We start from the raw sequence: 23,932 nt of genomic DNA on the forward strand, positions 1-23,932 counted from the left end.
CCAGGCCGCCCCGGGCCGCTGATCACACCTGTCACACCAGCATCAAGGGCATCGTCGTACGAAGGCGCACGAATCGGGGGGCGCGCCACACATATATCTACGCGCCGGTGGCTCACTCCGTGGCGCGCATCACCCGTGAAGGTGAGTTGAGACCTCTTCGAAACATCGGGCACTTGGCAGGCCCATGCGCGCCGACAAGTCACGTCTTGCCATTGGATCGTTCAACTCTCTTGCTTTCAAAGGGAACTGACGGTCTATGACCTTGCAGAAACGTGCCTGTCAACGACTGCATATGCGTCCGCACTACCCCACCGCATGAGCCCTACTATCGGCTCGCCATGACAGCAGCAGGGAAGCACCAGGTGAGCCGCGCGGAAACCTCACGTCGAGGCAGTCGGCCCGGTCGGGCGGGCATCAGAGATGTGGCTGCCGCCGCCGGAGTCTCCATCACGACCGTCTCCGACGCCCTCAACGGCAAGGGCCGGCTCCCCGACGCCACCCGACGCCATGTCCGCGAGGTCGCCGACCGGCTGGGCTACCGGCCCTCGGCCGCGGCCCGAACCCTCCGCACCGGCAAGTCGGGCCTCATCGGCCTGACCGTGACGACGTACGGGGATGAACCTTTCACCTTCACCGAGTTCGCGTACTTCGCCGAGATGGCCCGCGCGGCCACCTCTGCCGCGCTCGCCCGCGGCTACGCCCTCGTGATCCTCCCCGCGACCTCACGCCACGACGTGTGGTCGAACGTCGCCCTCGACGGCACGGTGGTCATCGACCCGTCCGACCAGGACCCGGTGGTCAGCGAACTGGTCAGACAGGGCCTTCCGGTCGTCTCCGACGGACGTCCCGCCGGCTCGCTGCCGGTCACGGCCTGGGTCGACAACGACCACGAGGCCGCCGTGATGGGCATCCTCGACCACCTGGCCGACGCGGGCGCCCGCCGGATCGGTCTGCTGACCGGCACCACGACGGACACGTACACCCACCTGTCGACCACGGCGTATTTGCGCTGGTGCGAAAGGGTCGGACAGGACCCGGTGTACGAGGCCTACCCGGCGCACGACCCGTGCGCGGGCGCCGTGGCCGCCGACCGGCTGCTCGCCCGGCCCGACCGGCCCGACGCCGTCTACGGACTGTTCGACCCGAACGGCACGGACCTGCTCGCCGCCGCCCGCCGCTACGGCCTGCGCGTACCGGACGACCTGCTTCTGGTGTGCTGCAGCGAGTCAACGGTCTATGCCAACACCGAGCCGCCCATCACCACGCTCTCGCTCAAGCCGCGCCGTATCGGCACGGCGGTCGTCCAGCTGCTCATCGACGCCATCGAAGGGGTCGACTCGGACCAGCCGGTCGAGCAGGTGATACCGACGGAGCTGATCGTGCGTACCTCGTCCCAGCGACGCCCGCCGCGCACGACGGTCAGTCCGCCGCGGTCTCCCGAGGAGCGTTAGGGGCACGGCAAAGCCAGGTCGGGAGGCGGGCAGGGGCGCGGTCGTCGAGTGGGAGAAGCCCTGCCCAATCGGGGCGAAAGCCGCAGTGAACAGGAGTCCTGCTCCGATTCACCACCCCTGGGTCATCACATGGCGCGATCGGCATTCCTATGATGGGCCCACGACACCGCGGGCCGCTGCGACCAGGCAGTCCGATGTGGTGCAGATGCGGCGTGATGGTGGAGGGGTCTGATGACTCAGGGGGCCGGTCAGGGACCCGAGGTGGAGCGCACGGCGACGTTGCGCGACTTCCGGGTGCCCGCTTACGTCCACGAGACCGGTCCGTATGCCCACAGCACACACACGGACGAGGCCGCCCCGCCCCTCGAGGAGACGTATCCCGAGGGGTACACGCCCACGCAGCGCGACCTGCCGGTCATCAACCGAGGCGACACCGTCCAGGTGCAGGTCGACCCCGCCGCCCTGCCGGAGCAGCAGTCGACGAGCGGCGCCGGTGCGCTGTTCGTCGTCGGTGACGTCCACGGCTATCTCGACGAGCTGGTCGCCGCCCTGCAGGAGAAGGGCCTGATCGACTCGGCGGGGAACTGGTGCGCGGGCACCGCACGGCTGTGGTTTCTGGGCGACTTCACCGACCGCGGTCCGGACGGCATCGGCGTCATCGACCTCGTGATGCGGCTGTCCGCCGAGGCCGCGGCGGCCGGCGGCTACTGCAAGGCCCTCATGGGCAACCACGAGCTGCTGCTGATCGGCGCCAAGCGCTTCGGCGACACCCCCGTCAACTCCGGCGCGGGCACCGCCACCTTCCAGGCGGCCTGGCTGCTCAACGGCGGCCAGAAGACCGACATGGACCGCCTCCAGGACCACCACCTGCAGTGGATGTCCCGGCTGGACGCCATGGAGGAGGTCGACGGGCACCTGCTCGTGCACTCGGACACCACCGCCTATCTCGACTACGGCGACTCGATCGAGGCGGTCAACGACACCGTCCGCGAGGCACTCACGCGCAACGACGCCGACGAGGTCTGGGATCTCTTCCGCAAGTTCACCAAGCGCTTCTCCTTCCGCGACGAGGGCGGCCCGGACCATGTCCGTTCGCTGCTCGATACGTACGGCGGCACCCGCATCGTTCACGGCCACAGCCCCATTCCGTATCTGCTGGGCGAGGTCGGCTCCGAGGACGGCGAGGACAACAGCGGGCCCCTGGTCGAGGGGCCGCACGTCTACGCCGAAGGGCTCGCCATCGCGATGGACGGCGGCGTGACCATGGCCGGAAAGCTGCTGGTCCAGCAACTTCCCCTGGATATCTGAACGTTCAGCGGGCAGGCGTCCCCCCACCACGCAGGGATGGAGGACGGCGCAGGCCGGGGCCCAATTTTGGCAAACCCCCTGTCACCGTGTGCCGTCACCGCTCTACCATCGGCTTATCCGTAGCAGGCTCCCCTCCGTTTCTGCCCGACGGCTCGTTGGCATGCGAGCCCCAAGCCCTACGGAGCATCGGGGGATGCACATGAACAGCGTTCCGCAGCACCTGCACAGCGAGGACCGCCAAGAGTACGAGCGGATCCTCGACGAGGCGCTGCGCTCCGCACCACACCGCCCGGAACTGGCCGCTGTGGGACAGCGGCTCAACCCCGAACAGCTGCGCACCATGGCGCTGAACGCCACCGCACTCATCACGGCGGCCGCGGCGACCGAGTACCAGCACTACGTGAAGGTCCGCGAGGAACTGCGCCAGCCGGCGTCGTCCACCCCGTCGTCCTCCCGCGAGTCCGGCTCCACCGAGTCGGGCACGGGCGCGATGGGGCTCGCCACCACCATGGGAGAAGTCGCCGAGACGGCCGGCCCCGGTGTCGTCGCCGTACTCGCCGTCCTGGCACCCGTCCTCGCGGGCACGGCCGCGGCGATATTCCTGCTCGTCGGCTACATCCTGAAGATGTTCAACCCCGAGCCGGCCTTCGCCCAGACCATGCTCACCACCGGATGGGTGTTCGGCGCCATCGCGGCGGCCGCGATCCTGGTCGCGGCCGTCGGACTCCTGCTCACCGCCCTGCGCAACCGGCCGGCCTTCGATTCCGGGCCGTACGGCGAACTGAGCGAAGAGGTGTCCCGGGCCAGGGAAGCCTGGCGCGAAGCCCTGCTGGAGCGCGGTGTGCTGCCTTTCCTACGGGAGGCACTCGCCGACCCCGGCACGGCGGTGGCCCTGCACCGCACGCCACCGACGACACCGGTCGGCCGGATCCCGAACCTGGGGTACGACCGTCCGGGTTTCAGCAGCCCGGACAACGGCGCCGCCCCGCGCCCGCGTCCGAGCTACACGAGCCCGGACTACACGAGCCCGGACTTCGGAGGGCCGGAACACCAGCCGGAGTAGCCCCTCGGCTTGCGCCCCCGCCATGAGAAGGCCCCTGTGAGGGGACCTCCTCGACGGAACCCCGGGGACATCTCCTCGGGGAGGCGCAAGCCGAACAGCCGGCCGCACACGCCCGGCAACCGGCCGCCAGGCCCAGCCGCGGGGCAGCACGCCCGACACCGGGGCGTGGCGCCCCGGGTCAGGGCATCGGTAGCGAGGTCAGTCGGCGATCGGCAGGTACACGCGGTTGCCCGCCGCGGCGAACTCCTGCGACTTCTGAGCCATGCCCTCCTCGATCTCCTCCCGCGATCCGCCGTGGGCACGGCGGATGTCCTGGGAGATCTTCATCGAGGACAGCATCAGGCCCGAAGCAGCACACAGGACCCCCTGACCTGCCGATTACAGGTCGGGCAGCCGTTCGCCCGCTGCGGGAGACCGGCCCTCCTCTAGCCAGTGGAGGTAGATCCGTAAGTCTGTCGCCAGTCGCCCGGCCAGGTAGGACTCATAGTCACGAACAGCGTGGGCCACGCGTTGCTGCGGCCAGTCGATGGCTTCCCAGTCCTGGGTGGACAGGTAGTGCGTAATACGTCTGCGGTCGCTCCACCACTCCCGAACCGCCCCGGGTGTCCACCGCGAGTCGCCGTCGCAGCCGTACCCGAGAAAGGGATCGCAGTCGGCCGCTTCGACCAGCCGAGCCGTCTCCGCCCGCGTCCGGGGCTGACGATAGACGTACTCGGTCAAGTACTCGCCGCCGTACAGGACATGGTGGGGAGCGGAGAGCCGGCCGGTACGACACGTGTCCGTCTCGCCACCGTAGAAGGGTCCCGGAACGTTGAGCCAGAGCCGGTCCTCCCAACGACCTTGGAAAACCTCACGGTCCCTGCCGAGCCGTGCAACGGGGTCGTAGTACAGCGTCATCGGCTCAGCATAGAAACCTGTCCGGCAACGCTGATGAGGCTCTTTGAATCTCCTCACCTCTTGCTCGGAGGTGGGACAGACCTGCTCCGAAATCCCCACCTGTGGCTTGCCGACCTGAGGCGGAACGGTGCGCCTTCGGATTCGCCGGCCTATCCGTCTGCGCCGTCGAGGATCTGATGCTGGAGTCATACGCGGAGTTCGGCTTCATCGGGGGGTGAGGGGTTCGTGGGATTGGGCCGAGGCAGCCGCCGTTGCCTCCGGTATCCTGCACCGCCTCAGCCAGGCCCGATACAGCCGGGCGCGGGGTGCATTCTTTCCGGCCCACCAACGATGGCGCCCGATGTGACTCAGGTCACATCGGCGGTCTGTCACGTCCGGTGGGGGTTGCTTGTCCCATGGGCGTCACCGGCACCAAAGCCGGTGACCGACCCTGGGAGATTGAGATGACCAGCGACCACCACATCGTCGTGCTGGGTGCCGGCTACACGGGCATGTTCAGCGCCATCCGGCTGGCCCACCGCACCCGCCGGACCGGCGTGAAGATCACCCTGGTCAACCCTTCGAGCCGGTTCGTCGAGCGGCTGCGGATGCACCAGCTCGCCGCCGGGCAGGAGCTGGCCGACCACCAGATTCCCGACCTGCTCGCCGGGACCGGCGTCACCTTCGTCCGGGGCACCGCCACCGCTATCGACCCCGAGGCCCGACAGATCACCGTCGACGGCGCCAAGATCCTCGGGTACGACAGGCTCGTCTACGCGCTGGGCAGCCGGACCGACACCGGCCAGGTCCCCGGCGCCGACACCCACGCATTCACCCTCAACAGCCCGGAGATCGCCTACCGGTTCGCTGCGCGGCTCAGCGAGGTCGCCGCGTCCGGCGGCACGGTCACCGTCTGCGGCGGCGGTCTGACCGGAATCGAGGCGGCAACCGAGATCGCCGAGAGCCACCCCGGACTGGACGTCACGCTGATCAGCGTGGACGAGCCCGGCGGCATGATGGGCGCCAAGGCCCGCGCCTACCTCCACCGCTCGCTGGACCGCCTCGGCGTCACCCTGGTCACCGGCGCCCGCGTCACCAAGGTGCTGCCCGACACCGTCGAGCTGGGCGACGGCCGGCTCGTCCGCTCCGACGCCTGCCTGTGGACCACCGGCGTCAAGGTGTCGCCGCTCGCCGCCGACGCCGGGATCGCCACCGACGACCGCGGCCTCATCCTGGTCGACGCCACGCTGCGGTCGGCGTCCCACCCGGAGATCCACGCGACCGGCGACGCCGCCGCCGTCCGCCTGGCCTGGGGACAGATCCACGGCACCTGCCAGAGCGGCCTGCCCACCGCCCAGTACACCGCCGACACCATCGCGCGGCTCGTGCGCGGCAAGGCCGTCAAGCCATTCCGCTTCGGCTACTTCCACCAGCCGGTCAGCCTCGGCCGCCGCGACGCCGTCATCCAGTTCACCAAGGCCGACGACACCCCCCGCCGCATGCACCTCACCGGCCGGAGTGCCGTCGCGTACAAGGAGATGGTCAGCGGCAGCCCGCTCACGACCTACCGACTCAGCAAGCGCATGAACGTCACCACCATCGTCTCCAAGGGCGGCCGCGCCACCCGCAGGCCCGCGGCATGACCGGCACGCCCGATCCCAGCGCCGTGATCCACGCCTTGCCGTCCGCTTCGCGACGCTGGCAGCATGAGCCGGTGATCGACACCGGCGCCGGGCAGGACCCGTACCTCGAACACCGCAGGCTGCTGTTCGCCACCGCCTACCGGATGCTGGGCAGCGTCACCGACGCCGAGGACGTCCTGCAGGACGCCTGGCTGAAGTGGAGCACCATGGACCGCGACACGGTCCGCAACCCCAAGGCATACCTGGTGCGCACGGTCACCAACCTCTCCCTGAACCGCCTCACCTCCGCGCGGGCCACCCGCGAGACCTACGTCGGCCCGTGGCTCCCCGAGCCCCTGCTGACCTCCCCCGACATCGCCTCGGAGGCCGAATTGGCCGACTCCGTCTCCACTGCCATGCTGGTCGTCCTGGAAACCCTCAGCCCCGTCGAACGCGCCGTCTTCCTGCTCCGCGAGGTCTTCGGCTACTCGCACAGCGAGATCGCCGAGACCCTGGAACGCCCCGAGCCGACGGTCCGTCAGATCGCCCGCCGCGCCCGCGAGCACGTCCAGGCCCGCCGCCCCCGCTTCGACGCCGACCCCGACCGGCGCCGGCAGATCACCGCCCAGTTCCTCAAGGCCTGCGCGGGCGGCGACCTCAACGCCATGATGGAACTGCTCGCCCCTGACGTGACCGCCTGGTCCGACGGCGGCGGCAAGGTCACCGCGGCCCGTCGCCCCCTCCACGGCATCGACCATGTCGCGCGCTGGCTCCTGGGCTTCCTGGCCAAGCCCGAACTAGCGGCCATGACCATGGAGTCGGCCATCATCAACGGCGAACTCGGCATCCTGGCCACCCTGGACGGGCACACCGCCGGCGCCCTCTCCTTCGACATCGGTGACGGCCGAATCCACAACCTGCGCTTCCAGGTCAACCCCGACAAGCTCAGCGGCCTGACCCCCGACAACAGCTTGGCGCCCCTGAAGCGTTCAAGCCTGGAGCCATTCCGGCAGGGCCCTGGGCCCGTGGCGAGTCATCCAGGGCCGCCGCAACCCGTCGCTTGCGAGGCCGAAGGCGCCCTCGACGGAGCTGAGTAGCCCCCTGCCTTCACCTACGGACGAATCTTGTCCCCGTTGACCAAGGCGACCGTCTGGGGAGCGAAGAGCATCACCGGCCGATTTCAAAGATCCGCATCAACGCCATCATGCGGACGCCCGACCTCGCTGCTCTGTGAAGCTCCTTCCCCTCCCAGAGCAGCGTGGCCCGTAGCGGCGGTCAGTCAGCCAGCGGCAGGTAAACCCTGTTCCCGCCGGCCGCGAACTCCTTCGACTTCTGCAGCATCCCTACCGCGATCTCCTCCTGGGACGCTCCCTCAGCAGCCGCACCCCCGAACCGCTCTGTGATGCTTTGGCTAATCTTCATCGAGCAGAACTTCGGCCCGCACATGGAGCAGAAGTGGGCCGTCTTGGCGGGCTCGGCCGGCAGGGTCTCGTCGTGGAACTCCCGTGCCGTGTCCGGGTCCAGGGCGAGGTTGAACTGGTCCTCCCACCGGAACTCGAAGCGGGCGTCGGACAACGCGTCGTCCCACTCCTGCGCGCCCGGGTGCCCCTTGGCGAGATCCGCCGCGTGGGCTGCGATCTTGTAGGTGATGACGCCGGTCTTGACGTCGTCACGGTTGGGCAGGCCCAGGTGCTCCTTGGGCGTGACGTAGCAGAGCATGGCCGTGCCCCACCAGGCGATCATCGCGGCACCGATGCCGGACGTGATGTGGTCGTACGCCGGCGCGACGTCCGTGGTCAGCGGGCCGAGCGTATAGAACGGAGCTTCATCGCAGATCTCCTGCTGAAGGTCGATGTTCTCCTTGATCTTGTGCATCGGGACGTGTCCCGGGCCCTCGATCATGGTCTGTACGTTGAAACGCTTGGCGATCTGGTTGAGTTCCCCGAGCGTCCTCAACTCCGCGAACTGCGCTTCGTCGTTGGCGTCCGCGATCGAGCCGGGCCGCAGGCCGTCGCCGAGCGAGTACGTCACGTCGTAGGCCGCGAGGATCTCGCAGAGCTCCTCGAAGTTCTCGTACAGGAAGCTCTCCTTGTGGTGCGCCAGGCACCACGCCGCCATGATCGAGCCGCCGCGCGAGACGATGCCGGTCTTGCGGTTGGCCGTGAGCGGGACGTACGGCAGGCGCACACCCGCGTGGACGGTCATGTAGTCCACGCCCTGCTCGGCCTGCTCGATGACCGTGTCCTTGTAGATCTCCCAGGTCAGCTCCTCGGCGCGGCCGTCGACCTTCTCCAGCGCCTGGTAGAGCGGCACCGTGCCGATCGGCACGGGGGAGTTGCGCAGCACCCACTCGCGGGTGGTGTGGATGTTGCGGCCGGTCGACAGGTCCATGACCGTGTCGGCGCCCCAGCGGGTCGCCCAGGTCATCTTCTCGACCTCCTCCTCGATGGAGGAGGTGACCGCGGAGTTGCCGATGTTGGCGTTGACCTTCACCAGGAACCGCTTGCCGATGATCATCGGCTCGATCTCCGGGTGGTTGACATTGGCGGGCAGTACCGCCCGGCCCGCGGCGATCTCCTCACGGACCACCTCGGGCGAGACGTTCTCCCGGATGGCCACGAACTCCATCTCGGGTGTGATCTCGCCCCGGCGGGCGTAGGCGAGCTGTGTGACCGCCTGGCCGTCGCGGCTGCGACGGGGCTGGCGCGGACGTCCGGGGAATACCGCGTCGAGGTTGCGCAGACCGCCGCGCGGCGAGGTGTGCTTGATCCCGTCGTCCTCCGGACGGGCAGGACGGCCCGCGTACTCCTCGGTGTCGCCGCGAGCGATGATCCAGTTCTCCCGCAGCGGGTTGAGCCCCCTGCGGACGTCCGTCTCGGCCACTGGATCGGTATACGGGCCCGAGGTGTCGTACAGCGTGACCGACTGCCCGTTGGTGAGGTGCACCTGGCGGACCGGCACCCGCAGATCGGGGCGTGAGCCCTCGACATACGCCTTGTGCCAGCCGATGGACTTCCCGGCCTCCGGAGACGATTCGCCCTGAATGAGCTGCTCGTCCTGGCTGGAGGCAGGCGTGCGCGCGTCCTTGATGGTCATGAGACCTACTCCCTACGCCGGCATTACCCGGTAACAGGTTCGGCGGTCGACGCAGCGGTATCCGTCTGCCGACGTTTCGTGTGCAACATCACTCGTGATGAGTGATGTTTCATGTGAAACATCGCTGGGACGGAGGTCAGCGCCCTCTCAGCCCGGTGCTCCGAGCTCCCGCGTGTACAAAGGTGGCTCCACGCTAGCGTCAATTCGGGCGCGCTGAACAGAGGGCCCCCACCGTTCTTGCGATGATCGGGCGGTGACCACGACGCATGAGCCTCCGTTCCCACCGCCCGATCCGCCCCGCGGCTCGGGCTCCGGAAGTGGCCCCGCAAACGGCCCCGGAAACGGCCCCGCACGGGGCAACGGCCGTACGGACGGCCGGGGTTCAGGCGTCCCCGGCGGCAGATACGGCGGAGTATTCGGCCGTGACTCGTCGGGCGGCTCCGACGGAGCATTCGGCCGTGGCTCGACGGGCGGTGGCGACGCAGGATTCGGCCGTGGTTCGACGGGCGAGACCGACGGAGCATTCGGCGGTGCCTCGATGCACGGTGCCGACGGTGGCGCGGCTGACACCGGCGGTTGGCACGAACGCGACCTCCGCCCGGGCGGGATGCGGGAGCCGCGGGGCGAAGCCGACGGGTGGCATGAGCCCGGTCCTCGGCTCGGTGGGCCGCAGGATCGTGGGCACGGCTCGGGGGGCTCGGGCGGCTCGGGGGGCTCGTACGGCCGCGGCCCCGGTCCCGGCGGTGGCCCCTATGGACAGGGATCCGGTCAGGGCGGTCGTCCGTACGGGCAAGGACCTGGCCCGGGCGGCCCCTACGGACAGGGGCCCGGACAGGGGGGTCCCGGCCCCGATGCCGGTGCCGGCGGTGGTCATGGTCACGGCCACGGATCCGGCGGCAGGCAGGGCGGGGGCGATGGTGGCGGTGGCAATGGCGGCAGTGGTGACGGGGGCGGGGGCGGAGAAGGCCCGGGACACGGCCACGGCCACGGCCACTCGCACAGCCACGCCCATGGCCCCGCGGCTCCCGTCTCCCGCCATCTGCGCAAGGTCATCGCGGCGGTTCTGATCCCGTTCGCCGCGGCCGTGGTGGTGGGTCTCGCGGTCCTGTGGCCGGGCGGCGCCCCGGGGCACGAGCGCACCGGTGTCGGCTTCGACCGGCAGACACAGCAGGCCACCGTCACCAAGGTCGTCGAGCTGAGCTGCAAGGACGTCAACGCCTCGGGCGTGCCGCCGACCGGCGACACCTCCACCGCCGAGGGCTCCTCAGCCGTGCAGCAGGAGAGCGGCACCTGCAAGAAGGCGACGATCCGGGTCGACACCGGCAAGGACAAGGGCCGTACGTTCACGGAGATCGTGCAGCCCGACCAGTCGCGCCAGCTGCACGAGGGCCAGGAGGTCGTGGTCGCCTACGAGCCCTCCGCGCCCAAGGACCTCCAGTACTCGGTCACCGACGTGAACCGGCGCATTCCGCTGTCGGTGCTCGCCGGCATCTTCGCCGTCGCCGTGGTGCTCGTCGGCCGGATGCGGGGCGTCATGGCGCTCATCTCGCTGGCCATAAGCTTCCTGTTGCTCAACTTCTTCATCCTGCCCGCGATCCTGCAGGGCTCGAACCCGCTGGTCGTGGCGGTCGTGGGATCCAGCGCGATCATGCTGATCGCCCTCTATCTGTGCCACGGCCTCTCCGCGAGAACATCGGTCGCGGTGCTCGGCACGCTGATCTCGCTGGTGCTGATCGGCGTCCTCGGCTCGGTGTTCATCGACTGGGCCGCGCTCACCGGCAACACCGACGACAACACCGGGCTCATCCACGGGCTGTATCCGTCGATCGACATGAGCGGTCTGCTGCTCGCGGGCATCATCATCGGTTCGCTCGGTGTCCTCGACGACGTGACGGTCACCCAGACCTCGGCGGTCTGGGAGCTGCACGAGGCCAACCCCACGATGGGCTGGCGCGGGCTGTACCGGGCGGGCATCCGCATCGGCCGCGACCACATCGCCTCCGTCGTGAACACCCTCGTCCTCGCCTACGCGGGCGCCGCCCTGCCGCTGCTGCTGCTCTTCTCGATCGCGCAGAGCGGTGTCGGCACGGTCGCCAACAGCGAGTTGGTCGCGGAGGAGATCGTGCGCACGCTGGTGGGCTCCATCGGCCTGGTCGCGTCGGTCCCGGTGACCACGGCTCTCGCGGCCCTGGTGGTCTCGGCCGACCGCCCGGAGACGGGCTCGGTGCCGGCCGGGGCCCATCCGGTCCCCGCGGGCGCCCAGCCGGGCGCGGGAGCCGCTCAGCCGGGCCAGAGCGGCCCTCAGGCGGCTCCCGGCCGCGGCGGGCGGGGCCGCCGCAGGAAGCGGTGACGCGGGGTCGGGGCCGCCGCGGGAGGTGACGCGGGGGCGGCGCATCGCCCCCTGAAGGCCACCCGAACCGTCGCGGACGACTTCGCCCATCCGGCGGAGCGCAAAGAACATCCGGCGCCAAAGGAACCCTTCCACGCGCCCCTTGCGCGCCGCTGAAGCGTTACGCCACCTCCACCCGGCACCGGCGTAACGCTTCAGCCGGCGCTCTGCTCCTCCGCGAGGATGCGGTCCAGAGCCTCGTCGAGATGGGCGTCGAAGTCCGCCAGCGCGCCCTCCTGGCCGAGCGGCACCAGCTTGTCGGTGCGGTCGAGGAAGGCCACCAGCGGCGCCACCGAGGAGCGGAACAGCGCCTGGTCGGCACCGACCTGCAGCCGGATCAGAACATCGCCCAGAGTCTCCGAACCCGCAGGTGAGACGCGTACGTCCCCCTCCCCGCACGGCCTGCCCACTCCGTCCACCAGCAGCTCCCGACCGAAGGCCCACGTCACCGGGGCATCTCCGGGCAGGTGGAAGGTCAGCCGTACCGCATAGGGATCACAGGTCTCGTAGCGCAGCTCGACCGGGATGCGGAAGGCGAGCTCCTCGGACACGAGAAAGCTCATCATGACCTCTGCCTGTACGGACTCTCGCATCGCCTACCCCGTCGGTTGCCTTCGACTGGCCGGGACCGGACCCCAGGCCTGGTGGAATCTTGCTGAAAGTACACGAGAGATCACAAGGAGTGAGTTTTCAGATACTGATAGAGATCGCCAGTGACCCCAGGAGCCGCCCGACCTCCTCCTGCAGTTGCCGCGCCACCGACAGCAGTCGGTCGGCCTGCTGGACGGGCAGGGAGATGGCCATCGTCGCTGCCGTGGTGCCCAGCGTGATCGGGATCGCCGCGCACACCGTGCCCAGCGCGTACTCCTGACGCTCGGTCACCGGCTCCATCCGGCGCATGCGGTCGAGGCGGCGGAGCAACGATCTGCTGTCGCGCACCGTGTACGGGGTGACCGTCTGCACCGGATGGCGTTCGAGATGGTCGCGCCGGGCGTCCTCATCGAGCTGGGACAGCAGGCACTGGCCGATGGCGTGCGCGTGGCCGGTCTCGCGGAAGTCGGCCCATTCCTCGACCGCCGGGTTCCCGGGGGTGTCGGAGACGCACACGACCTCGATCTCGCCGTCGCGGTACTGGGCGTAGTACACGGGCACGCCCATGGCGTCGCGGCACTGGGCGAGGGTCTCGACGACCGTGCTGCGACGTTTCTGCTCGGCTCCGCTGCTGCTCAGCCGCACGGCCGCCTCGCCGAGGAAGAACAGCCCCTTGTCGCGGCGCAGATAGCCCTCGTGCACCAGGGTGCGCAGGAGGTGGTACGCCGTGGGCAGCGCCAGGCCGGTCTCGCGGGCGAGTTGCTTGGCGGGGGCGCCGTGTTCGTGCTCGGCGACGCGTTCCAGCAGGCGCATCGCGCGCTGGACGGATCCGATGAGCGTCGCGGAGTTCGGCGGCTCGGAGGGTTCCGGGGAAGCCTGCCGCGGCACCTGCGGTACGGCGGAGCGGGGCCGGACCGGGGGTGCGTGGGGTTCTGAGGGTGCGGTGTCTACCTTGGCCAAGGGTCACTCCCGAAGCGCGAGGGGGGCAGCCCGTGCGGGAACACGGGTGGGGTGTACGCCGCTCACGGGGTCGGTCCCCGCGTCGATTTCCGGACTCTATTGGCCCGCCACCGCCCGCGTACGGCCCGTCCAGGAAACTTCCCTCGCCCGAGGGAACCGGTGATTCCTGTTACCGCCCACCGGTCCCCACGGCCCTCACCAGTCGCTGCGTGACGAGGAGCTCGACATGAACTTCCGTACGACGTAGATCAGTCCACCGACCAGCGCCACGAAGACCAGCACCTTGAAGAGCAGTCCGATCACGAAGCCGACCACACTGGCTATCAGCCCGCCGAACACGACCAGGGCGATGACCGGCACCGCGATCCACTTCACCCACCACGGCAGTCCCGCGAAGATCTCACGCATCGCCCTCGTCCTTACCTCTCCGCCCGTTCTGTGCCGGGTTCCGGTTTCCGTGAATCTGCTGATTCCCTGCACTCGATGCTAGGGCGGGCAGGTGCCCTCGCGGGGGCCTCGCAGCCCTTGTCCTCCCCTGATCGAACCCCTAGGGAACCCCGAGGCCGTGGGTCAGCTCTCGGGCGGAGAGAACATCACGAGCACCCGCAGGTCCTCGCTGATGTGGTGGAACTTGTGCGCGACCCCGGCCGGCACGTAGACCACGCTGCCGCGCGCCACGTGCGTGGTCTCCATGCCGACGGTGATCTGCGCGCGGCCGCTCACAACGAAGTAGACCTCGTCCTGGTTGTGCGGGCTCTGTGGATCGTGGTCACCGGCGTTGAGCGCGTACAGGCCGACGGACATGTTCCGCTCCCGTAGAAACTGCAGGTAGGCGCCCTCGTTGGCGGCGCGCTCCGCCTCCAGTTCGTCCAGCCGGAATGCCTTCATCGCTGTCGTCCGCCCTCATCTCCGTGCTCATGGCCGATTTCGTCTGCCACGATCAGACACATGAAGAATTTCGTAGTCAAGACGATCGCCAACGCGGGCGCCCTGGCGGTCGCCGTCTGGCTGCTCGACAAGATCACTCTCACCGGTGACAGCACGGGCAAGCAGATAGGCACCCTGCTCCTCGTCGCGCTGATCTTCGGCGTGGTGAACTTCCTCGTCAAGCCGATCGTCAAGCTCTTCAGCCTGCCTCTGCTCATTCTGACGCTCGGCCTGTTCACGCTGATCGTCAATGCGCTGATGCTGCTGCTGACCTCGTGGTTCGCCGACCAGCTCGACCTGAGCTTCCATGTCGACGGCTTCTGGACCGCCGTGCTCGGCGGCCTGATCATCTCCATCGTCTCCTGGGCGCTCAACCTCGCCCTGCCCGACGGGGACTGAGGACCCGATGACCTACCGCGTCTGCTTCGTCTGCACCGGCAACATCTGTCGCTCGCCGATGGCCGAGTCCGTCTTCCGCGCCCGCGTCGAGGAAGCCGGACTCGCCGACCGGGTCGAGGTCGACAGCGCCGGGACGGGCGGCTGGCACGAGGGCGACCCGGCGGACCCGCGCACGGTCTCCGTCCTCGAGGAGCACGGCTATGACGGCAGTCACACGGCCCGTCAGTTCCAGCCGTCCTGGTTCGCCCGCCTCGACCTCGTGATCGCCCTCGACTCCGGGCATCTCAAGGCCCTGCGGCGAATGGCTCCGTCGCCGGAGGACGCGGCGAAGGTACGGATGCTCCGCTCCTACGCCGACCACCACCCCGCAACGAATGCCTCGGACGCCCGTTCCGATGCGGCCGACGACGACCTCGACGTGCCGGACCCGTACTACGGCGGCAGGGACGGGTTCGAGGAGTGTCTGGAGATGGTGGAGGCGGCAAGCACCGGCCTGCTGGCCGCGGTACGCGAACAAGTGGAGGGACAGGCGGCATGAGCGACCCGGGCCCCCAGGGGGCGCCTTCCGGCCACGACGGCGACGGCACGCGCGCGGTGCGGGCGGGCCTGCCCGAGCCGGTCAAGTACGAGCCGACCCTGCCGGGTCCGGTGTTCGCCGCTCACTATCACCTGCCGGGCGAGCCGACGGGGCCGTACACCTACGGACGGGACGAGAACCCGACCTGGACGCATCTGGAGCGGGCCGTCGGCGAGCTGGAGGCGCCGGGGGAGGACGGCGTCGAGACGCTGGTCTTCGCCTCGGGCATGGCCGCCATCTCGTCGGTGCTCTTCTCCCAGCTGCGCTCCGGGGATGCGGTCGTCCTGCCGAACGACGGCTATCAGGCGCTGCCCCTGGTGCGCGCGCAACTGGAGGCGTACGGCATCGAGGTGCGCACGGCGCCGACCGGCGGGGACGCCCAGCTCGGCGTCCTGGACGGCGCGAAGCTGCTGTGGATCGAGACGCCGTCCAACCCCGGCCTGGACGTGTGCGACATCCGGCGGCTCGCCTCGGAGGCCCATGCCCGCGGCGCTGTCGTCGCCGTCGACAACACGCTGGCGACGCCGCTCGGGCAGCGCCCGCTGGAACTCGGCGCCGACTTCTCCGTGGCCAGCGGCACCAAGCAGCTGACGGGACATGGTGACGTACTCCTGGGATACGTCACGGGCCGCGATGCCGAGGCCATGTCAGCGGTACGGCGCTGGCGCAAGATCGTCGGGGCGATCCCGGGCCCCATGGAGGCCTGGCTCGCCCACCGTTCTCTCGCCACCCTCCAGCTGCGCGTGGAGCGGCAGAGCGCCAACGCCCTCGCTGTCGCCGAGGCGTTGCGGGACGGGCCCCAGGAGCTCGGGGTGCGCTATCCGGGCCTGCCCGGCGACCCGTCGCACGAGATCGCCTCACGGCAGATGCGGCGCCATGGCTGCGTGGTGTCCTTCACGCTGCCCACGCGGGCGCATGCCGAGCGCTTCCTGGCCGCCCTGCGGCTCGTCGACGACGCGACCAGCTTCGGCGGAGTGCGCTCCACCGCCGAGCGACGCGGACGCTGGGGCGGCGATGCCGTGCCGGAGGGCTTCATCCGCATGTCGGTCGGCGCGGAGGATCCGGAGGATCTGGTGGCGGATGTGCTGCGCGCGCTGGACGCGTCGGCCGGGTGACCGCGCCGCACCACTACGCCTGTCGCCTTCGGGAGGCAGCTGTAGCGCCTGTCGCCGTCAGGAGGTGCGGTCGGGTCCGGCGCCGGCCGGGAGGCGCCGCTGCGACCGGCACCGACCGGGGGCGGACATGCGTCCGTGGATGGCCCGATGACGTGCAACGGGCGGTCCGAGCCTCCCCCCTCGTGGCTCGGACCGCCCTCGGTTCCGCGCGCGAAGAACCGCGCGAACAAGGCTAGTTGACTCTCTGTCAGTGTCCAATCACCGTAGCGACAGCGACCTATCGACTTATTTATAGTTGGGCCCTGCCCTGGGGACGGGGAGAAGGGCGGGAAAGGGGAGCGTCGGGTATGGATCTGGCCTTGTTGCGCACCTTTGTGACCGTGCACCGGGCCGGCTCCTTCACCCGTGCCGCCGCGCTGCTGGGGCTGTCCCAGCCGGCCGTGACCTCGCAGATCCGCACCCTGGAGCGGCAGTTGGGCCGCCCCCTGTTTCTGCGGCAGGCCCGCGGGGTGACGCCCACGACCATCGGCGATGAGCTCGCGCACAAGGCTGCGCCGCATCTCGACGCCCTGGTGGAGATCACCGAGACCGGCCTCGACGACGAGTCCTCTCTCCGGACCCTGCACCTCGCCGGGCCCCCTGAGTTCACGGCCGAGCGTGCGCTGCCCGCGCTCACCGAACTGACCGGCGACGACGGCCAGGGCTTCGCGTTGCGCGCGTCCTTCGGCAACGCCGAGGAGACGCTGGAAGGGCTGGCCGCCGGGCATCACGATCTGGCCATCAGTACGGCCCGTCCACGCGGCGCTCTGCTCACGGCGACTCCGCTCTGCGACGAGGAGCACGTGCTCGTCGCCGCTCCCCACTGGCTCGACCGCGTCGGTGCGGGCCAACTGCGTCACAAGGGCGCGCACGCCCTGGAGGACGTCCCGGTGGTGGAGGTGCACGAGTCCCTTCCCTTCGCCTCCCGTTACTGGGCTTCGGTCTACGACTCCCTGCCCGCCGCACCCGGAACGGTGATCGTCCCCGACCTGCGCGCGGTTCTCGCGTGTGCCGTCGCGGGGGCCGGGCTCGCGGTGCTGCCCCGCTATCTGTGTGCCGCGGCCCTGGAGTCCGGCGAGGTCGTCGCCCTGCACGACCCTCCTGTGCCGCCTCTGCGGACGTACTTCCTGGTGGTCCGCACCGGCACGCTGGCGATGCCGCACATCGCCCGGGCCCACGAGTGGCTGCTGCGGGCGGCCTCGGACTGGGCCTGAGCAGCGGTCTCCCAGCGCCCTCCAGCAGCGGCTCCAGCGCCCTCCAGCAGCGGCTCTCAACGCCCTGAGCAGCGGTTTCCGACCGCACTCGATCAGCGGCTTCCGACCGCTCCGAGCAGCCGCACCCGAGGGATCCGAGCACCTGCTCTCGACGCATCGGCGCGGGGCTTTCCGGGACATCACCCGGTGAGCTCGACCGGTGACGTTTCGCGATGTTTCACGTGGAACCAGCCGGGCCACATTTCTCCCATGACCGTCCGACCCGTGGTCAAGCGCACCGCACGCGCCGTTCTGCTGGACGGCGACGATCTGATCCTGATCAAGCGCACCAAGCCCGGCATGGATCCGTACTGGCTCACGCCCGGTGGCGGGGTCGAGCCGACGGACGCGACCGTCGTCGACGCCCTGCACCGCGAGGTGTACGAGGAACTCGGCGCCAAGATCACCGATGTGGTGCCCTGCTTCGTCGACACCGTGGAACACATCGGCGAGGACGGCGGAGCGACCGGCGTGAAGGTGCAGCACTTCTTCGTCTGCCACCTGGGCTCCATGGACCCGTCCCTGCGACATGGCCCCGAGGTCGACGAGCCGATCGGCGAGTACGAGATCGTGCGGGTGCCGTTCACCCGGGTCGGGATCGCGTCCGTCCATCTGGTGCCGTTGTCGCTGCGGCACTACCTCGACGGGAACATCGAGGGCGTTCGCGCGATGCACGCACCCGACCTGGGCTGACGTCAGATCGCGGCGACGAGTTCCTCCACCGAGTCATGGCGTATGCGGTTGACCGGGACGCCGATGTCCCTCAGGACGTCGACACCGCTGCGGATCATGCCGGGCGGGCCGGAGACATAGGCGTCGTACTCGTTCCAGGGCCCGTACTCGCGTATGGCTTCGGGAAGCTGGAGCAGACCCTGCCGGTCCACCACGGGGCGGACCTCCAGCCAGGGGTGGGACTGCTTCAGCCTGAGCATCGTGTCGATGTCGTACAGGTCCTGGTCGGTGCGGGCGCCGTAGAAGACCTCGACCGATCGCCGCTCGCCGTGCTCGGCGACATCCTCGACCAGTGCCTTGATGGGCGCTATGCCGGTGCCACCGCCCAGGCAGAGCAGCCCGCTGTCGGTCGTGTGGTCCACGGTCATCGAACCGCCCGGCGGACCGAGCCGGATGATGTCGCCCGGCCGGGCCCGGTGCACCAGGGCGTTGGAGACCCAGCCCGCCGGCACTGCCTTCACATGGAACGTCAGCAGGCCGTCGGAGCGGGGCGCGGAGGCGAAGGAGTAGTGCCGCCAGATCCGGGGCCACCAGGGCGTCTCCACGCTCGTGTACTGGCCGGCGAGGAACGGGTAGGGCTGGTCGGGGCGGACGGTGAGGACCGCGACGTCCGACGTTCTGAGCTCGTGCGAGACGACCTCGGCGTACCACCAGGCGGGAGCGCGCAGTTCATCGGCGGCCGCGGCGTCGATCATGACCTGCGAGATCGTCGTGTACGCCCGGACCCAGGCGGCCTCCATCTCGGGGTTCCAGACGCCCGCCGCGTACTTGCTGAGCGCGCCGATGAGGCACTCGCCGACGGCCGGGTAGTGCTCGGGCCGGGTGCCGTACTTGCGGTGGCCACGGCCGAGGTTCTGCAAGTAGTCGACGAGGACGGGCTTGTTGTCTATGTGCTCGGCGGCGGTGAGCAGGGCCCTCAGCAGCCGGTCCCGCTGGGTGTCCATCGCGGCGGGGAACAGCGAGCGCAGGTCGGGGTGGCGTACGAAGAGCAGCGCGTAGAAGTACGAGGTGACCTGGTCGGCCACGGGGCCCACCTCGGCCATCGTCCGCCGGATCAGTACGGCGTCCGGAGAGGCGGGTTGGGCCGGTGCGGTGCGCTGGGTCGGGACCTGGAGCTGCGGGGGTGGTACGTGCCCCGCAGCGGGTTCGGGGGGCGCCATCACGGACGATGCCCCCGGTTGTGCTGCCGTCGCCCCGTCGCCTGCGTGCTGCGGGTGGTCGCGGCCGGCTGCCTGGCGCGCGGCACCGGGGCCGGAGTCACCGTCCTGGGCCGGCGCGGCGGTGCCCTCGCTCGTCGAGTTCCTGCCCACCGGCCGCATCGCGGCAAGTCGTCGGCCCTCGGTTGCCTCCTGCTCAGTGCCCGGAGTCGTCGCCGGCTGCTTGCGCGGTGTGAACCAGCCGCCCCCGCCGCCGGAAGTGCCGTTGTCGGCCGACGTGGTGGTCGGAGCGTCCATGGTGTGCCTCGCCTCGAACATCTCTCGGTCGGTCTGTGCACTTCCTCGATCGGAAGGTGCCTGATCCCCCGCGACGGCTTGCATTCCCCGTTCGTTGCCGCGATCCCGTACGGCCACATTCAATCCGTATCCACACTCAGTACGGACAAGTAAGGCGAGAGTGTGACATTGGCCGCAGCGCTCTCACCGCAGCATCCCACCGAGCGTCAGCGCCCTGGCCCCATAACCGAGAATGCGGGTCTTCGATCTCTCCGTCCCATTACGCTGCTCTGCCTCGCGCTCGGTTCACGCCGGGGAGTCTGGATCACAGCTCGGACACGAACCGGAGTCGACCCTACCGGCCGAGGCCCCGATCACAAGTCCCCCCTTGTGCCCTCACGAAATGGGCGAGGGGACGAACGGCTAATTCCTTCAATTACCGGCCGCTGCGCACCAATTCATAGGCTTCCCATAGATCCATCCCCATGTAGGTATGGGTCGCGAGGCCGGTCAGATGCCGGTCCGCGTTGACCGCGACGGACACCGGAACAGCTCCGAACAGGGCTTTGTCCGACAACGAGTCGCCATAGGCGACACATTCCGCTCGTGTCACCCCGAACTCCTCGCAGAGCCGGTCGGCAATCCGCACCTTCGCCTCGGCACTGAGGACTCCGGCCGGGTCGACAGGCTCGCTGAACGGCACGGCGGGAAAGCGGGAGCCATACGCCGCGTGCGCGCCCCAACCCGTCAGCCGCTCAACGAAAAATGAGGGCGAAAGCGAGATCACGGCGCAGTAGTCGCCCTCTCCCCTGATCTCCGCCCAGACCTCCCGGATCCGGGCCATCCAAGGAGCGCCGTCGAAAGCGGCCGTCACATGAACCTCCGTGAGGTCGGCCCATAGCGCGTGCACGCGCTGCGCATACTCCGGAGGGCCGATCAGCCCGGCCGAGATCTCCCGGTCGAGCGCGACTGTCTCCACCTCCAGCCCGAGCTGCCGTGAGATCTCCCGGGGCGCGGATGTTCCGCGCAGAAGCGTGCCGTCCAGGTCGAAGAGGTGAAGTCTCGCCATGAACCATGAGGCTAATGGCGAATGCCGCCAATCCCCTCGGTTGAAGGCCGGGCTGGTGAGGGGAACGAGCTCGACGAGCAGTCGCCGCGCCTCTCGGTGGACATTCTTGGAAGGCCCTTTGGCGGATGCTCGCCGTTCGCCCATGTTTCACGTGAAACACCCAGCGTCTCCCAGGGTGCTGTGCGGGAGCGCATGACATGGCCAAAAGGTCGTACGTCTCCCCGGAAACAGGTGGACGATCAGGGCCGTTGTCAGACAGCCTGACCTGCGTGCCGACTCCTTCCCTCGCCGCTCTGCCCATCCGCCGTCTGACGCCTCGCGACCTCACCGCCTGCGCCGACTTGTCCGAGGACCGGGGTTGGCCCCGTGAGGAACACAAGTGGGGGTTCCTGCTCACAGCCGGAAGGGGCTACGGCATCGACGACCCCGACGGCGGGCTCGTCAGCGCCTGCGTCGTCACGGAGTACGGACCGCAGGAGCGCCCCGATCTGGGAGCCATCGGCATGGTCCTGGTCGCCGAGCGGCATGCCCGACGGGGCATCGGCCGCAGGTTCATGCGTCACATCGTCGACTCGATGGGTACGACACCGCTGACGCTGCACGCGACGCCGAACGGCCGGCCGCTGTACGAGGAACTCGGCTTCAAGGTCACTGGGCGGGCGGAGATGCTGCGCGGACACTTCGCGCCGGGTGCGTCGGTGTCCTCGGTCGCCACGCGCGCCGCCACCGCCGAGGACCTCAGCGCCATCGTGCGGCTCGACGAGGAAGTGTTCGGCACCGATCGCACGCACATCATCACGCGGCTGCCCGCCTTCGCCGACCAGCTGCGCGTGGCCGAGGAGAACGGCCGGATCATCGGCTACACGGGTGCCTGGCCCAACATGGACACCCAGGTCGTGGGCCCGCTGATCGCCCGTGACACCGAGACCGCGAAAGCACTCATCGCCTCCCTCGCCGCCCACACCGACCGCCCGCTGCGCACGGACATCGACGTACGCCACGAGGAGCTGCTGGCCTGGGCGAAGGAGCACGGCCTGGCCTCCGTGGCCTTCAACTCGGTCATGGCGTACGGCATCTCCGAGCTGCCCGGCGACTGGACCCGGCGCTTCGCCCCGCTGACCGTCGCGGCCGGCTGAGGCCGACCGCGGGCTGCTGCCCCGCAGCCATGAGAAACGCCGGCCCCATGGGGACCGGCGTTTGCTCTTCCCTGCGCGGGTGACGTCAGGCGAGTGCCTCGATCGCGGCCGTCGCGAACCCGTGGTCCTGGTCCGGAGCGCCGCCCCCGACACCGATCGCACCGATCAGCCGGCCGTCTCGGTGGACCGGCACGCCGCCCGCGATGAACAGCAGCGGGCGGTCGAGCGCGGTGGGGAGGGTGTGGAAGAGCCCTCCGGGCTGTACGGCGTCGACGAGGTCGGCGGTGGGGGTGTCGAGCTGGAGTGCCGTGTAGGCCTTGCGGGTGCTGGTCTCCCCGGCGATCAGAACGGCTCGGTCGTCACGGCGGAAGGCGAGCAGATGGCCTCCGGCGTCCAGGACGGTGACGCTGACGTTCACCCCGGCCGCCTCGGCCGCGCGGTGAGCGGCGGCAATGAGGAGGTCGGCGTCCTGCGTGGTCAGCGGGGCGACTGCGGTGGCGGTACTCATGGTGGATCTCCTTGCTGTGTGTCCTGCGGTGGCGGTGCGGTGCTGTGTACGAATCCGGTGCACGGGGGCGGCCCTGACCCCGCTTCCAGGTCGTCTCAGTGGTGCAGGGCTGCTCGCTGCTCGGCGGGCGCGCTGCCCCTGACCACGGGGCTGCTTGTGGCTCCGTCGCGGCGCTCCAGGGCGGCCGAGAGGAAGGCCAGCAGCAGCGCGGACGCGGCGAGGGCGGCACCGACCCAGTTGGGCGACGTGTAGCCGTAGCCGCCCGCGATGACGATCCCGCCGAGCCAGGCGGCGAGGGCGTTGCCGAGGTTGAAGGCGCCGATGTTCACGGCCGAGGCCAGCGTCGGGGCGCCGTGCGCCTGGTCGAGGACGCGCTTCTGCAATGGGGGGACGGTGGCGAAGCCGAGGGCGCCGATCAGCGCGATGGTGACGGCCGCGAGGACCTTGTGGTGTGCCGTGAGCGTGAAGAGCGCGAGCACCACGGCGAGGGCGCCCAGTGAGACGTACAGCATGGGCATCAGCGCGCGGTCGGCGTACTTGCCGCCGATCAGGTTGCCGCCCACCATGCCGAGCCCGAAGAGGACCAGCAGCCAGGTGACGGAGCCGTCGGCGAAGCCGGCGACGTGGGTCATCATCGGCGCGATGTAGGTGATGGCCGCGAAGACGCCGCCGAAGCCGAGGACCGTCATCGCCATCGCGAGCAGGACCTGGGCGTTCTTGAAGGCGGCGAGCTCATGGCGCAGACGTACGCCGTCGGCCTTGGGCAGGTCGGGGACGAGCTTGGCGATGCCGATCAGGCCGATGACGCCGAGGGCCGCGACGATGCCGAAGGTGACGCGCCAGCCGGCGGACTGTCCCACGAACGTACCCAGCGGGACACCGACCACGTTGGCGACTGTCAGACCGGTGAACATCATCGCGATGGCTCCGGCCTTCTTGTCCGGGGCGACGAGGTCGGCCGCGACGACCGAACCGATGCCGAAGAAGGCTCCGTGAGCGAGCGAGGCGACCACACGGCCGATCAGCATGATCGCGAAGGCGGGGGCGACGGCGGACAGCAGGTTGCCGACGATGAAGAGTCCCATCAGCAGCATCAGCATCCGCTTGCGGGAGACCTTGGTACCGAGCACGGTCATCAGCGGGGCGCCGAGGACCACGCCGAGCGCGTATCCGGTGACCAGCAGCCCGGCGGTGGGGATGGAGACGCCGAAGTCACCCGCGACCTCGGGCAGCAAGCCCATGATCACGAACTCGGTCGTTCCGATTCCGAAGGCCCCGATCGCGAGGGCCAGAAGCGCGAGAGGCATGGAGGGGTAACACCTTCCGGAAGATTGCAGGAGCGCTTTACGTTCGAAGACAATACTTGTAGACGCGGTATACTTGCAAGC

At 69.5% G+C, this 23,932-nt stretch carries 23 protein-coding genes, 1 pseudogene and 1 riboswitch; of the genes and pseudogenes, 12 read left to right on the forward strand and 12 right to left on the reverse strand.

All coding sequences use genetic code 11. The features are described 5' to 3' along the window. Nucleotides 1-338: 338 nt before the first annotated feature. The 3 genes from ACGFW6_RS11395 to ACGFW6_RS11405 all read left to right on the forward strand — a co-directional run bounded on the left by ACGFW6_RS11395 (nucleotide 339) and on the right by ACGFW6_RS11405 (nucleotide 3,822). Nucleotides 339-1,451: a LacI family DNA-binding transcriptional regulator gene (locus ACGFW6_RS11395; RefSeq protein ID WP_393507103.1), complete on the forward strand. Its 1,113-nt coding sequence runs from the start codon at nucleotides 339-341 to the stop codon at nucleotides 1,449-1,451. 231 nt (nucleotides 1,452-1,682) lie between these two features. Further along, nucleotides 1,683-2,759: a metallophosphoesterase gene (locus ACGFW6_RS11400; RefSeq protein ID WP_393507105.1), complete on the forward strand. Its 1,077-nt coding sequence runs from the start codon at nucleotides 1,683-1,685 to the stop codon at nucleotides 2,757-2,759. Nucleotides 2,760-2,952: 193 nt separating this feature from the next. Next, complete coding sequence (locus tag ACGFW6_RS11405; protein WP_393507107.1) at nucleotides 2,953-3,822, forward strand: hypothetical protein; 870 nt, start codon at nucleotides 2,953-2,955, stop codon at nucleotides 3,820-3,822. Between the two features lie 198 nt (nucleotides 3,823-4,020). Here the strand turns inward: ACGFW6_RS11405 and ACGFW6_RS11410 are convergent. Together ACGFW6_RS11410 and ACGFW6_RS11415 are read right to left on the reverse strand one after the other, a co-directional pair. Continuing rightward, a pseudogene (locus tag ACGFW6_RS11410) lies at nucleotides 4,021-4,158 on the reverse strand (thiamine biosynthesis protein ThiC); the annotation flags it as partial. Between the two features lie 42 nt (nucleotides 4,159-4,200). Further along, nucleotides 4,201-4,719 (reverse strand): ferredoxin, encoded by a 519-nt coding sequence (locus ACGFW6_RS11415; RefSeq protein WP_393507109.1) that lies wholly within the window; start codon nucleotides 4,717-4,719, stop codon nucleotides 4,201-4,203. A 443-nt stretch (nucleotides 4,720-5,162) separates the two neighbouring features. Between ACGFW6_RS11415 and ACGFW6_RS11420 the strand changes: the two genes are divergently transcribed. Together ACGFW6_RS11420 and ACGFW6_RS11425 are read left to right on the forward strand one after the other, a co-directional pair. Next, the gene (locus tag ACGFW6_RS11420) at nucleotides 5,163-6,341 is read left to right on the forward strand and encodes an NAD(P)/FAD-dependent oxidoreductase (RefSeq protein ID WP_393507110.1); all 1,179 of its coding nucleotides are present in this window, start codon (nucleotides 5,163-5,165) and stop codon (nucleotides 6,339-6,341) included. Nucleotides 6,342-6,412: 71 nt separating this feature from the next. Then, nucleotides 6,413-7,417 carry an RNA polymerase sigma-70 factor gene (locus tag ACGFW6_RS11425; RefSeq protein ID WP_393507112.1) on the forward strand — a complete coding sequence of 335 codons (1,005 nt, stop codon included), beginning with the start codon at nucleotides 6,413-6,415 and terminating at the stop codon, nucleotides 7,415-7,417. Between the two features lie 178 nt (nucleotides 7,418-7,595). On the opposite strand, the gene thiC is transcribed toward ACGFW6_RS11425, so the two are convergent. Continuing rightward, complete coding sequence (gene thiC / locus ACGFW6_RS11430; RefSeq protein WP_393507114.1) at nucleotides 7,596-9,416, reverse strand: phosphomethylpyrimidine synthase ThiC; 1,821 nt, start codon at nucleotides 9,414-9,416, stop codon at nucleotides 7,596-7,598. Then, nucleotides 9,409-9,598, reverse strand: a riboswitch (TPP riboswitch). Its footprint overlaps the gene before it by 8 nt. 200 nt (nucleotides 9,599-9,798) lie before the next feature. Then, nucleotides 9,799-10,428, reverse strand: coding sequence for a hypothetical protein (locus ACGFW6_RS11435; RefSeq protein ID WP_393507116.1), 630 nt, complete (start codon nucleotides 10,426-10,428; stop codon nucleotides 9,799-9,801). Between the two features lie 72 nt (nucleotides 10,429-10,500). Between ACGFW6_RS11435 and ACGFW6_RS11440 the strand changes: the two genes are divergently transcribed. Further along, a complete protein-coding gene (locus ACGFW6_RS11440; protein WP_393507118.1) occupies nucleotides 10,501-11,766 on the forward strand; it encodes a YibE/F family protein in 1,266 nt (421 codons plus the stop codon). A 194-nt stretch (nucleotides 11,767-11,960) separates the two neighbouring features. Here the strand turns inward: ACGFW6_RS11440 and ACGFW6_RS11445 are convergent, their stop codons facing one another. The 4 genes from ACGFW6_RS11445 to ACGFW6_RS11460 all read right to left on the reverse strand — a co-directional run bounded on the left by ACGFW6_RS11445 (nucleotide 11,961) and on the right by ACGFW6_RS11460 (nucleotide 14,244). Further along, a complete protein-coding gene (locus ACGFW6_RS11445) occupies nucleotides 11,961-12,398 on the reverse strand; it encodes an SsgA family sporulation/cell division regulator (protein WP_030957553.1) in 438 nt (145 codons plus the stop codon). 97 nt (nucleotides 12,399-12,495) lie between these two features. After that, nucleotides 12,496-13,356 carry an IclR family transcriptional regulator gene (locus ACGFW6_RS11450; protein ID WP_393507120.1) on the reverse strand — a complete coding sequence of 287 codons (861 nt, stop codon included), beginning with the start codon at nucleotides 13,354-13,356 and terminating at the stop codon, nucleotides 12,496-12,498. 195 nt (nucleotides 13,357-13,551) lie between these two features. Beyond that, nucleotides 13,552-13,764: a DUF5326 family protein gene (locus ACGFW6_RS11455; protein WP_030820182.1), complete on the reverse strand. Its 213-nt coding sequence runs from the start codon at nucleotides 13,762-13,764 to the stop codon at nucleotides 13,552-13,554. A gap of 162 nt (nucleotides 13,765-13,926) precedes the next feature. Beyond that, entirely contained in the window at nucleotides 13,927-14,244 is a 318-nt protein-coding gene (locus ACGFW6_RS11460) for a cupin domain-containing protein (RefSeq protein WP_393507122.1), read from the reverse strand. Nucleotides 14,245-14,304: 60 nt separating this feature from the next. On the opposite strand from ACGFW6_RS11460, the gene ACGFW6_RS11465 reads away from it, so the two are divergent. The 5 genes from ACGFW6_RS11465 to ACGFW6_RS11485 all read left to right on the forward strand — a co-directional run bounded on the left by ACGFW6_RS11465 (nucleotide 14,305) and on the right by ACGFW6_RS11485 (nucleotide 18,359). Then, nucleotides 14,305-14,682 (forward strand): phage holin family protein, encoded by a 378-nt coding sequence (locus tag ACGFW6_RS11465; protein ID WP_393507124.1) that lies wholly within the window; start codon nucleotides 14,305-14,307, stop codon nucleotides 14,680-14,682. A gap of 7 nt (nucleotides 14,683-14,689) precedes the next feature. Then, on the forward strand, nucleotides 14,690-15,220 hold the full coding sequence (locus ACGFW6_RS11470; RefSeq protein WP_393507126.1) for a low molecular weight protein-tyrosine-phosphatase: 531 nt from the start codon (nucleotides 14,690-14,692) through the stop codon (nucleotides 15,218-15,220). After that, the gene (locus ACGFW6_RS11475; protein WP_393507128.1) at nucleotides 15,217-16,374 is read left to right on the forward strand and encodes a cystathionine gamma-lyase; all 1,158 of its coding nucleotides are present in this window, start codon (nucleotides 15,217-15,219) and stop codon (nucleotides 16,372-16,374) included. Before ACGFW6_RS11470 ends, ACGFW6_RS11475 begins: the two co-directional genes overlap by 4 nt. A gap of 347 nt (nucleotides 16,375-16,721) precedes the next feature. Next, nucleotides 16,722-17,627 carry a LysR family transcriptional regulator gene (locus tag ACGFW6_RS11480; protein ID WP_393507130.1) on the forward strand — a complete coding sequence of 302 codons (906 nt, stop codon included), beginning with the start codon at nucleotides 16,722-16,724 and terminating at the stop codon, nucleotides 17,625-17,627. A gap of 249 nt (nucleotides 17,628-17,876) precedes the next feature. Continuing rightward, nucleotides 17,877-18,359, forward strand: coding sequence for an NUDIX domain-containing protein (locus ACGFW6_RS11485; RefSeq protein ID WP_393507132.1), 483 nt, complete (start codon nucleotides 17,877-17,879; stop codon nucleotides 18,357-18,359). A gap of 2 nt (nucleotides 18,360-18,361) precedes the next feature. Here the strand turns inward: ACGFW6_RS11485 and ACGFW6_RS11490 are convergent, their stop codons facing one another. Both ACGFW6_RS11490 and ACGFW6_RS11495 read right to left on the reverse strand, forming a co-directional pair. Further along, nucleotides 18,362-19,873 carry a globin domain-containing protein gene (locus ACGFW6_RS11490; RefSeq protein ID WP_393507134.1) on the reverse strand — a complete coding sequence of 504 codons (1,512 nt, stop codon included), beginning with the start codon at nucleotides 19,871-19,873 and terminating at the stop codon, nucleotides 18,362-18,364. A gap of 394 nt (nucleotides 19,874-20,267) precedes the next feature. Then, nucleotides 20,268-20,900, reverse strand: a complete 633-nt coding sequence (locus ACGFW6_RS11495) for an HAD family hydrolase (RefSeq protein WP_393507136.1) — start codon at nucleotides 20,898-20,900, stop codon at nucleotides 20,268-20,270. Nucleotides 20,901-21,169: 269 nt separating this feature from the next. Here ACGFW6_RS11495 and ACGFW6_RS11500 point away from each other — a divergent pair, with 269 nt between their 5' ends. Beyond that, nucleotides 21,170-22,036, forward strand: coding sequence for a GNAT family N-acetyltransferase (locus ACGFW6_RS11500; protein WP_393507138.1), 867 nt, complete (start codon nucleotides 21,170-21,172; stop codon nucleotides 22,034-22,036). 85 nt (nucleotides 22,037-22,121) lie between these two features. Here the strand turns inward: ACGFW6_RS11500 and ACGFW6_RS11505 are convergent, their stop codons facing one another. Continuing rightward, nucleotides 22,122-22,544, reverse strand: coding sequence for a heme-binding protein (locus tag ACGFW6_RS11505; protein WP_393507140.1), 423 nt, complete (start codon nucleotides 22,542-22,544; stop codon nucleotides 22,122-22,124). A 95-nt stretch (nucleotides 22,545-22,639) separates the two neighbouring features. Next, nucleotides 22,640-23,851, reverse strand: a complete 1,212-nt coding sequence (locus ACGFW6_RS11510; protein WP_393507142.1) for an MFS transporter — start codon at nucleotides 23,849-23,851, stop codon at nucleotides 22,640-22,642. Between the last annotated feature and the right edge of the window lie 81 nt (nucleotides 23,852-23,932).

This window comes from Streptomyces sp. Y7, from assembly GCF_043195415.1.
Lineage (GTDB): Bacteria > Actinomycetota > Actinomycetes > Streptomycetales > Streptomycetaceae > Streptomyces.

Excerpts from the sequence above, each read along its gene's own strand:
- ACGFW6_RS11465 (WP_393507124.1), top strand. The coding sequence starts at position 14,305 with ATGAAGAATTTCGTAGTCAAGACGATCGCCAACGCGGGCGCCCTGGCG.
- thiC (WP_393507114.1), bottom strand. The coding sequence starts at position 9,416 with ATGACCATCAAGGACGCGCGCACGCCTGCCTCCAGCCAGGACGAGCAG.
- ACGFW6_RS11445 (WP_030957553.1), bottom strand. The coding sequence starts at position 12,398 with ATGCGAGAGTCCGTACAGGCAGAGGTCATGATGAGCTTTCTCGTGTCC.
- ACGFW6_RS11470 (WP_393507126.1), top strand. The coding sequence starts at position 14,690 with ATGACCTACCGCGTCTGCTTCGTCTGCACCGGCAACATCTGTCGCTCG.
- ACGFW6_RS11480 (WP_393507130.1), top strand. The coding sequence starts at position 16,722 with ATGGATCTGGCCTTGTTGCGCACCTTTGTGACCGTGCACCGGGCCGGC.
- ACGFW6_RS11505 (WP_393507140.1), bottom strand. The coding sequence starts at position 22,544 with ATGAGTACCGCCACCGCAGTCGCCCCGCTGACCACGCAGGACGCCGAC.
- ACGFW6_RS11460 (WP_393507122.1), bottom strand. The coding sequence starts at position 14,244 with ATGAAGGCATTCCGGCTGGACGAACTGGAGGCGGAGCGCGCCGCCAAC.
- ACGFW6_RS11475 (WP_393507128.1), top strand. The coding sequence starts at position 15,217 with ATGAGCGACCCGGGCCCCCAGGGGGCGCCTTCCGGCCACGACGGCGAC.
- ACGFW6_RS11485 (WP_393507132.1), top strand. The coding sequence starts at position 17,877 with ATGACCGTCCGACCCGTGGTCAAGCGCACCGCACGCGCCGTTCTGCTG.
- ACGFW6_RS11400 (WP_393507105.1), top strand. The coding sequence starts at position 1,683 with ATGACTCAGGGGGCCGGTCAGGGACCCGAGGTGGAGCGCACGGCGACG.
- ACGFW6_RS11395 (WP_393507103.1), top strand. The coding sequence starts at position 339 with ATGACAGCAGCAGGGAAGCACCAGGTGAGCCGCGCGGAAACCTCACGT.
- ACGFW6_RS11495 (WP_393507136.1), bottom strand. The coding sequence starts at position 20,900 with ATGGCGAGACTTCACCTCTTCGACCTGGACGGCACGCTTCTGCGCGGA.
- ACGFW6_RS11435 (WP_393507116.1), bottom strand. The coding sequence starts at position 10,428 with ATGGGCGTGGCTGTGCGAGTGGCCGTGGCCGTGGCCGTGTCCCGGGCC.
- ACGFW6_RS11455 (WP_030820182.1), bottom strand. The coding sequence starts at position 13,764 with ATGCGTGAGATCTTCGCGGGACTGCCGTGGTGGGTGAAGTGGATCGCG.
- ACGFW6_RS11510 (WP_393507142.1), bottom strand. The coding sequence starts at position 23,851 with ATGCCTCTCGCGCTTCTGGCCCTCGCGATCGGGGCCTTCGGAATCGGA.
- ACGFW6_RS11420 (WP_393507110.1), top strand. The coding sequence starts at position 5,163 with ATGACCAGCGACCACCACATCGTCGTGCTGGGTGCCGGCTACACGGGC.
- ACGFW6_RS11415 (WP_393507109.1), bottom strand. The coding sequence starts at position 4,719 with ATGACGCTGTACTACGACCCCGTTGCACGGCTCGGCAGGGACCGTGAG.
- ACGFW6_RS11405 (WP_393507107.1), top strand. The coding sequence starts at position 2,953 with ATGCACATGAACAGCGTTCCGCAGCACCTGCACAGCGAGGACCGCCAA.
- ACGFW6_RS11490 (WP_393507134.1), bottom strand. The coding sequence starts at position 19,873 with ATGTTCGAGGCGAGGCACACCATGGACGCTCCGACCACCACGTCGGCC.